The sequence below is a fragment of the Dietzia sp. E1 genome (assembly GCF_014145015.1).
Classification (GTDB): Bacteria; Actinomycetota; Actinomycetes; order Mycobacteriales; family Mycobacteriaceae; genus Dietzia; species Dietzia cinnamea_A.
This window is the reverse complement of the sequence record NZ_JAALDU010000039.1, coordinates 1-7,794: the sequence shown is the minus strand read 5'-3', so window position 1 is coordinate 7,794 and position 7,794 is coordinate 1. Positions and strand designations below refer to the sequence as shown.

General features: G+C 69.0%; 10 protein-coding genes. 7 read left to right on the top strand and 3 right to left on the bottom strand.

Annotated elements, in window-relative coordinates; all coding sequences use genetic code 11:
• A partial coding sequence (locus G6030_RS02085) for an LmeA family phospholipid-binding protein (protein ID WP_241724100.1) occupies window positions 1–481 on the bottom strand: 481 nt, incomplete at its 3' end.
• 87 nt (window positions 482–568) lie between these two features.
• On the opposite strand from G6030_RS02085, the gene G6030_RS02080 reads away from it, so the two are divergent.
• The 3 genes from G6030_RS02080 (at window position 569) to G6030_RS02070 (ending at window position 2,637) form a co-directional block, all read left to right on the top strand.
• The gene (locus G6030_RS02080; protein WP_182642045.1) at window positions 569–1,129 is read left to right on the top strand and encodes a type 1 glutamine amidotransferase domain-containing protein; all 561 of its coding nucleotides are present in this window, start codon (window positions 569–571) and stop codon (window positions 1,127–1,129) included.
• A 13-nt stretch (window positions 1,130–1,142) separates the two neighbouring features.
• Window positions 1,143–2,129 carry a hypothetical protein gene (locus tag G6030_RS02075; RefSeq protein ID WP_182642044.1) on the top strand — a complete coding sequence of 329 codons (987 nt, stop codon included), beginning with the start codon at window positions 1,143–1,145 and terminating at the stop codon, window positions 2,127–2,129.
• A 229-nt stretch (window positions 2,130–2,358) separates the two neighbouring features.
• Window positions 2,359–2,637 carry a WhiB family transcriptional regulator gene (locus G6030_RS02070; RefSeq protein ID WP_108848714.1) on the top strand — a complete coding sequence of 93 codons (279 nt, stop codon included), beginning with the start codon at window positions 2,359–2,361 and terminating at the stop codon, window positions 2,635–2,637.
• A gap of 32 nt (window positions 2,638–2,669) precedes the next feature.
• On the opposite strand, the gene G6030_RS02065 is transcribed toward G6030_RS02070, so the two are convergent.
• Entirely contained in the window at window positions 2,670–3,131 is a 462-nt protein-coding gene (locus G6030_RS02065) for a hypothetical protein (RefSeq protein ID WP_347238547.1), read from the bottom strand.
• Between the two features lie 16 nt (window positions 3,132–3,147).
• Window positions 3,148–4,386 (bottom strand): fatty acid desaturase, encoded by a 1,239-nt coding sequence (locus tag G6030_RS02060; protein WP_182642042.1) that lies wholly within the window; start codon window positions 4,384–4,386, stop codon window positions 3,148–3,150.
• A gap of 112 nt (window positions 4,387–4,498) precedes the next feature.
• On the opposite strand from G6030_RS02060, the gene G6030_RS02055 reads away from it, so the two are divergent.
• From G6030_RS02055 to G6030_RS02040, 4 genes are all read left to right on the top strand, one after another.
• Complete coding sequence (locus tag G6030_RS02055) at window positions 4,499–5,233, top strand: amino acid ABC transporter ATP-binding protein (RefSeq protein ID WP_182642041.1); 735 nt, start codon at window positions 4,499–4,501, stop codon at window positions 5,231–5,233.
• Between the two features lie 58 nt (window positions 5,234–5,291).
• The gene (locus tag G6030_RS02050; RefSeq protein WP_007631536.1) at window positions 5,292–6,113 is read left to right on the top strand and encodes a glutamate ABC transporter substrate-binding protein; all 822 of its coding nucleotides are present in this window, start codon (window positions 5,292–5,294) and stop codon (window positions 6,111–6,113) included.
• Between the two features lie 113 nt (window positions 6,114–6,226).
• A complete protein-coding gene (locus tag G6030_RS02045; protein WP_007631535.1) occupies window positions 6,227–6,889 on the top strand; it encodes an amino acid ABC transporter permease in 663 nt (220 codons plus the stop codon).
• Entirely contained in the window at window positions 6,886–7,716 is an 831-nt protein-coding gene (locus G6030_RS02040; RefSeq protein ID WP_007631534.1) for an amino acid ABC transporter permease, read from the top strand. Before G6030_RS02045 ends, G6030_RS02040 begins: the two co-directional genes overlap by 4 nt.
• Window positions 7,717–7,794: the final 78 nt, after the last annotated feature.

Sequence of the window (7,794 nt, the reverse complement as noted above, 5' to 3'; positions counted from 1 at the left end):
GCCCGGCGGCGGGGTCGGGCCGCACCGAGCGGACCTCGGTCAGACCCGCCACGGGTGAGCCCTCCGCCGGGTTGCCCTGCGAGGCGGCGGCCGCGAGCTGCTCGCCGCTGAGGACCGCGATGCCGTCGGCGGTGTCGGCGCGGATCCCGCCGTCGACCAACCGGACGGAGTGGCCGGTCACGTCGATGCGCGGGACGGTCGCGTTGCCGGGGGAGGTCAGCCGGACCGTCCCCACGGCCTGGGTCGTGGCCAGATCCCACAACACGGGAGTGCTGCCGAACCCCACCGACACCGGCGCATCGAGCCGGGCGGACGCCTCGCTCTCGGCCCGGTCGGACAGGTACCAGCGGGCCCCGAACTCCGCGGCCACCACCAGCCCCACCAGAAGCAGGAGCAGTACGAGCAGCGAGCACCCGCACCCGCGTCCGCGTCGCCCGCCGCCGCGACGTCCGTTGGCGGCCATCCGATCTCGTCGTCCCATGGGGGTATGGTGCCGGACCCGCGCTACGCGGTCCACCGTCTCGGGGACCGGTTGCGAGGGTAGGTGTCCGCCCTCACGATCGGGGGCATGACCGAGACACAGGATGCACGAACCGACACCCGAACCGTCGCTTTCCTCGTGGCCTCCGAGGGCATCGAGCGCGTCGAACTCACCGAGCCGTGGGGCGCCGTCTCCGGGGCGGGTCACACGCCGATCCTCGTCAGCACGGACAGCGGCGAGGTCGGGCTGGTCGACCACCTCGACCCGGCCGGCACGCACGCCGTCGACCGGATCAGCGCCGACACCTCGGCCGCCGACATCGACGTGCTCGTCCTACCCGGCGGCGTCGCCAACCCGGACGCGCTGCGGCAGGACTCCCACGCCGTGAACCTGGTGCGCGAGATGGTCGACGCGGGTAAGCCCGTGTTCGCCATCTGCCACGCCCCCTGGATGCTCGTCGAGGCCGACGTGGTCCGCGGCCGCCGGATCACGTCCTACCCGAGCCTGCGGACGGATCTGGTCAACGCGGGCGCGGAGTGGGTCGACGCGGAACTCGTCAGTGACGGCGGGATCACGACCAGCCGCCGGCCCGACGACCTGCCCGCCTTCTGCGACGCGCTCCTCGAGGCACTTCGCGGAGACGCCTGAGGACGTTTCGACGATGATCGGCGTCTACGTTCACAATCGTGGGCGCGGGCATCTGCACCGGGTGCTGCCGGTCGTCGCGGCTCTGAGGGAGCGGGGCGAGGAGGTCACGTTGCTCGTGACCGGGCCGTTCGACCACGCCCTCCGCCCGCCCGGGATCGAGGTGGTGCACCTGCCCGTCGACGGGGTCGCGGCCGAGGGTCTCGCGGTCGCCGCCCGCCGGAGGGCGGTGGCGTGGATCGACCGTGCCAGGCCGCGGGCGTTCTGGGTCGACTCGTCACCGGAGATGTCGCTGGCCGCGCGCATGGCCGGCGTCCCGATGGTGAGCACCCTGCCGCCCGGACTGCGGGACGACGAACCGCACCGGCTCCGCTGCCGTGCCGCCGAGAAACTCATCGCGGCGTGGCCACCCGGCGCGCACCGCGAGGCCGTCGCGCAGGCGGGACGTGCGGTGTACGAGATCGGCGGGATCTCCCGCTTCGAGCATCGCGAGCCCGAGCCGCGCGACCGGCGCCGTCGCCCCCGCGTGGTCCACCTCAACGGATCCACCGAGGTCTGGGACCACCGGTTCTGGCGCGCGGTCCGCACGACCGTCGGCGAGCTGGGCGTGGCGGAATGGACGGAGCTGGGTGGGGCGGACGGGGCGTGGCACGACGACCCGTGGTCTGAGCTGTGCTCTGCGGATGTGGTGGTCACCGGGGCGGGCCAGACGTCCGTCGCCGACGCCGCCTGCGCGGACGTCCCGCTCGTGGTGGTCCCGGGAAAGCATGATCACGGCGAGTACGACGCCACCGCAGAGGCGCTGGGCGGGCTCCCCGGCACGTCGGTGATGAGGTACGGAGACGGGCCCACGGCGGTCGCGCACGCGGTGCGCGAGCAGGTGGACCGCGCTCTGGACGGCGAAGCCGGGGGCATCCGGAAGTGGTGGGGGGTGGACGGCGCGGCGTCGCGCGCCGCGGAGGTCATCCGGTCGACGACGACGAGGACCGCGTCTCGACGGTGACCGCTGCCGCCCGCACGGCCGGAATGTGAGGCGTGGACAACTTCTCACCTGTAGTGGATTCTGCTGCAAAAGCACTGCGCAACCCCTTGACAGAAACATATACCTCTCGGTATGTGAGTTCACTCCGCGCACGGCGAGGCGGATCACTGACAGGATGGGTGCAGAGCGCTGCCGACCGAGCTTTCAGGGCCTAACACGGGCACTTCGGAACGGCGGGAACGGAGGCCACATGCCCAGGTACAAGAATCTCGAGCCCACGGCGGCATTCTGGTCGTGGCGCGACGGTGCGGCGTGCATCGGCCACGAGGACCTGTTCTACAGCCTCGAGGAGGAGTCGAAGGGCGCCCGCCGGAAGAAGGAGGATCAGGCCAAGGCCATATGCGCCGGCTGCCCCGTCTTCGACACCTGCCGGACGTTCGCCCTCGAGACCAAGGAGTTGTACGGCGTGTGGGGCGGCCTCACCGAGGCCGACCGACACCGGATCGCCGGCCGCCACCGCACCGGCTGACCCGGTGATCCGCTCGATCGATCGTGCGGATCCTAATTCGGATCCCCAGGGGTCGCCTCGTGTCCGGGGCGGCCCTTCGTCCTGTTGGCCTCTTTCATCTCCGCCTCGTGGACGTGTCGGCGGCCGCCGGTGAGCTCCTCGCGCACCGCGCGGTCGACCTCGCGCGCGGTGGACCAGAAGCCGTCGTCGAACTCCTCCACCATCTGGAACGTCCACCGGCCGTGGAGGACGTTGACCCCCACGACCTCGGAACGGATCCGTTCGGCGAGTTCCGTGCGACCGATCTCGTCGAGCTTGTCGGCGGCCTCCTGGAGGAGGATGTCCGCGCGCCCGATGAGCTGGTGCAGGTCGTACAGCCGACCGCGGGCCCGCTCGATGTACTCCAGTGCCTCGCTCACGGTGCCGGCCGCCTCGACCTCGGCGTCGGTCGCGCCCTCGGGTCGACGGTGCGTCTCGTCGACGCTCGGGGTGCGGTTGTCGTCTCCGGATGCCACGTCGTCTCCCGCCACGTCAGACCGTCCGGGTGATGCGCCGCAGCTGCCGCGGGTTCGTGTGGTGCTTGAGTGCGGTGACCAGGCCCGCACGCCGACCGTCGCGGGTCTCATACGTCCTCGGCTCGCCGGCGAACATCTTCTCCGACCGGGTCTCCGGCGCGTCGTCGGCCGTGGCCTTGAGGAACCGGTTCGGCAGCGACAGCTTGGCGATGGTGCGCCACGACTGCCAGTACTGCTCGTACAGCGGGCCGGTGGTGTACGGCAGATCCCAGCGGCGGCAGACGTCCTGCACCTTCTCCGAGACCTCGGCGTACCGGTTGGACGGGATCGTGGGGAACAGGTGGTGCTCGATCTGGAACGACAGGTTGCCGGACATGAAGTGCATGAGCTTCCTGCCGGTGAAGCTGGCCGAGCCCAGCATCTGGCGCAGGTACCACTGCGCCTGCGTCTCGTTCTCCAGGTCCTCCAGGGTGAACTTGTCGGCCCCGTCCGGGAAGTGACCGCAGAAGATCACGGCGTTCGACCACAGGTTGCGGATGACGTTGGCGGTCATGTTCGCGGTCATGGTGGTCTTCCAGTTGGGGCCCGACAGCAGCGGGAACCACACGTAGTCCTTGCCCACCTGGCGGCGGGCCTTCCGCAGGAACTGCCCGATCCGCTTCTTCTGCTCGTCCCACCCCGAGGAGTTGATGGTCCCCGGTGCGATCTCGAGGTGCTGGACGCCCACGCCCCACTGGAACGCGAACGCGAGCATCGTGTTCCAGACCAGGTTGAGCGAGTTGGCCGGGTGCCACGGCTGGTCGCGCGTCACCCGCACCACGCCGTACCCGACATCGTCGTCCATGCCGACGATGTTGGTGTACTTGTGGTGGTGGTAGTTGTGCGTGGCCTTCCAGTGCTCGGACGTGCCGACGATGTCCCACTCCCAGGAGCTGGAGTGGATGACCGGGTCGTTCATCCAGTCCCACTGCCCGTGCATCACGTTGTGCCCGAGCTCCATGTTCTCGATGATCTTCCCGGCGGCGAGCAACCCGGTGCCGAGCGCCCACGCGGGCCGGTACCCGGAGAAGAGCAAGACGACTCGGCCGCCGGCCACGAGGCCGCGCTGCAGTCTGATCGTGTTCTGCACGTATCGGCGGTCGCGGTCGCCGAGAGAGTCCACGACTTCCTGGCGGATCGCCTCGAGTTCCTCGCCGATGGCTTCTACGTCGTCGGCGGTGAGATGGGCGTATTCCCTGACATCCGATATCGCCATGTAACGACGGTACGCACCGCTGCACACCATGTCGACCGGTTCGCGGTTCGCGTAGCGGACACGTCCGCGGTCTTGGGGCGGTGAGGCCTTTTGGAGCCCTATAGTTCCTCACATGGCTCTCGTCGAGATCTCAGGCGTCAATAAGCACTTCGGTGACTTCCACGCGCTCAAGGACATCAACCTGTCCATCGAGCAGGGGGAGGTCGTCGTGGTGATCGGGCCGTCCGGCTCCGGTAAGTCGACGCTGTGCCGCACCATCAACCGGCTCGAGACCTTCGAGTCCGGTTCCATCACGATCGACGGCAAGCCGCTGCCCGAGGAGGGCAAGGCGCTCGCCAAGCTGCGCGCCGACGTGGGCATGGTCTTCCAGTCCTTCAATCTTTTTGCCCACAAGACGATCCTGGAGAACGTCACCCTGGGGCCGATCAAGGTCCGTAAGCAGAGCAAGGCGGAGGCGGAGAAGCGGGCCATGGAGCTGCTCACCCGCGTCGGGGTCGAGCAGCAGGCGGCCAAGTACCCGGCGCAGCTCTCGGGTGGCCAGCAGCAGCGCGTGGCGATCGCCCGGTCGCTGGCCATGGACCCCAAGGTCATGCTCTTCGACGAGCCGACCTCCGCCCTCGACCCCGAGATGATCAACGAGGTCCTCGACGTGATGACCGGCCTGGCCAAGACCGGCATGACGATGGTCGTGGTGACCCACGAGATGGGCTTCGCGCGCAAGGCCGCCGACCGCGTGATCTTCATGGCGGACGGCGAGCTGGTCGAGCAGGCCACACCCGAGGAGTTCTTCACCAATCCGCAGAGCGCCCGGGCCAAGGACTTCCTGTCCAAGATCCTCTCCAACTAGAAGGGCCCGTCCGCGGACCCGTTCAGGACCCATCCACCCCACCCCACGAGGAGTACTCATGAACATCCGACGGATCGGAGCGGCCGCGGCGGCCGTCTCCCTGGCGCTCGGGCTGAGCGCGTGCGGCAGCGATGACGGCGGCGACGGCGGGAACCAGCTCAAGGTCGGCATCAAGTTCGACCAGCCGGGCCTCGGCCTCAAGGAGGGCAACGAGTACACCGGCTTCGACGTCGACGTCGCCCGCTACATCGCCGAGAAGCTCGGCACCGCCGAGGACGACATCGAGTGGATCCAGGCGCCGAGCGCCCAGCGCGAGACGCTGCTCGAGACCGGCCAGGTCGACATGATCGTGGCCACGTACTCCATCACCGACTCCCGCAAGGAGAAGGTCGGATTCGCCGGGCCGTACTTCATCGCCGGCCAGGACCTGCTGGTCCGCGCCGACGACGACTCGATCACCGGGCCGGACTCCCTCGACGGCAAGCGCCTGTGCTCGGTCACCGGCTCGACCTCGGCGCAGACCGTCAAGGAGAAGGTGCCGGGCGTCAACCTGCAGGAGTTCGGCACCTACTCCGAGTGCGTCTCCGCGCTGGTGTCCAACGCGGTCGACGCCCTGACCACGGACGACACGATCCTCGCGGGCTACGCCTCCCAGGACCAGTACCAGGGCCAGCTCAAGGTGGTCGGCGCGCCGTTCACCGAGGAGCGCTACGGCGTCGGCATCGCCAAGGGCGACACGGAGAAGTGCGAGCAGATCAACGAGGCCATCCGCGAAATGATCTCGGACGGTAGCTGGGACACCGCGGTCGAGGAGAACCTCGGCGCCGCCGGCTTCACCCCGGGCGAGGGCAACCCGCCCGAGCCGGACGCCTGCGCCTGATCTGAATCGAACCCTGCCGGCCGGGTCGACGACCGACCCGGCCGGCCCCGCCACCTCCGCGCCGCCGCCCACCGGGGCGCGGAGGTCCGGCACCCCATCACGGAAGGTGGACCATGGGCGACATCTTCGCCGACTATGACGTCCTCGGAGCGGTCTGGGTGACCATCCAGCTCTCGATCCTGGGCAGCATCGGCGCCCTGATCCTGGGAACGCTCGTGGCCGTCCTGCGCGTGTCCCCGGTGGCGGTGCTGCGCGGCCTGGGGACCTCGTACGTCAACACGTTCCGGAATCTGCCGCTGACGCTGCTGATGGTCTTCAGCATCCTGGGCCTGTCCTTCATTCTGCAACTGTCGGTCTCCGACGACTTCGCGCGCAACGCGTTCTGGTGGGCGGCGATCATGCTGGCCGTCTACCACGCGGCCTACATCTGTGAGGCCCTGCGCTCGGGCGTCAACACGGTGCCGGTGGGGCAGGCCGAGGCGGCCCGCTCGATCGGCCTGGGGTTCGGCCAGTCCCTGCGCGAGGTGATCCTCCCGCAGGCGTTCCGCGGCGCGATCGCCCCGCTCGGCTCGGTCATCATCGCGCTCATCAAGAACTCCACCGTCGCGGCCGTGATCGGCGTCGGTGACTCGGCGGGACTGCTGCAGGTGATCACGGAGAACGAGGGCGCGAGCCTGCCGACGTTCTTCTTCTTCGCGATGGTCTTCGTGATCCTCACCCTCCCGATCGGGCTGTGGACCACCTCTCTCTCCCGGAAGCTGGCGGTGAAGCGATGAGCACCCAGGCCGTCCTGTTCGACGCACCCGGTCCCAAGGCCAGGTTGCGTCACCGTGTCCTCACGGTGGTGGGCGCGATCCTCGTGATCGGCATCGCCTACGTCATCTACCTACAGTTCCAGAAGGCCGGCCAGCTCAAGGCCTTCATGTGGGAGCCCTTCGTCACCGACCCCGAGGTGTGGACGTCGTACCTCATCCCCGGCCTCAAGGGCACGTTCACCGCGGCCGGGATCTCGATCGTGCTCGCGGTGGTGTTCGGGCTGCTGTTCGGCATGGGCCGGCTCTCGCCGTTCGCCCCTCTGCGGTGGTTCTGCAGTGTGATCGTCGAGTTCTTCCGCGCCGTGCCGGTGCTTCTGATGATGGTGTTCGCCTACTTCGGGTACTTCGCCACGTCCGACCTCGTGCCCAACCAGCACGCGCCGCTCGCCGCCGTCGTCACCGCTCTGACGCTCTACAACGGGGCCGTCATCGCCGAGCTCGTCCGTTCGGGCGTCCACGGTCTGCCCAAGGGGCAGTCCGAGGCGGGACTGTCGGTGGGCCTCACCTCCGGGCAGGTGCTGCGGTCGATCCAGCTCCCCCAGGCCCTCACAGCGATGCTCCCGGCCCTTGTCGGCCAACTCGTCGTCGTCCTCAAGGACTCCGCACTGGGCTACGGCATCACCTACCTGGAGCTGCTCAACTGGTCCAAGACCCTCGGCTCGGCGTACGCCAACACGGTCCCCGCGTACATCGTGGCGGGCATCCTGTTCATCGTCATCAACTACTCGCTGACCAAGTTCGCCGTGTACCTCGAGGGCCGGATGAAGAAGCGCCGCGCCAGGGCCTGACCGCCGCGACACTTCCCGTTCCGCCTACGGGCCCGGGACTGCGAAGAGGGGCCCCGCCGGATCCGATCCGGCGGGGCC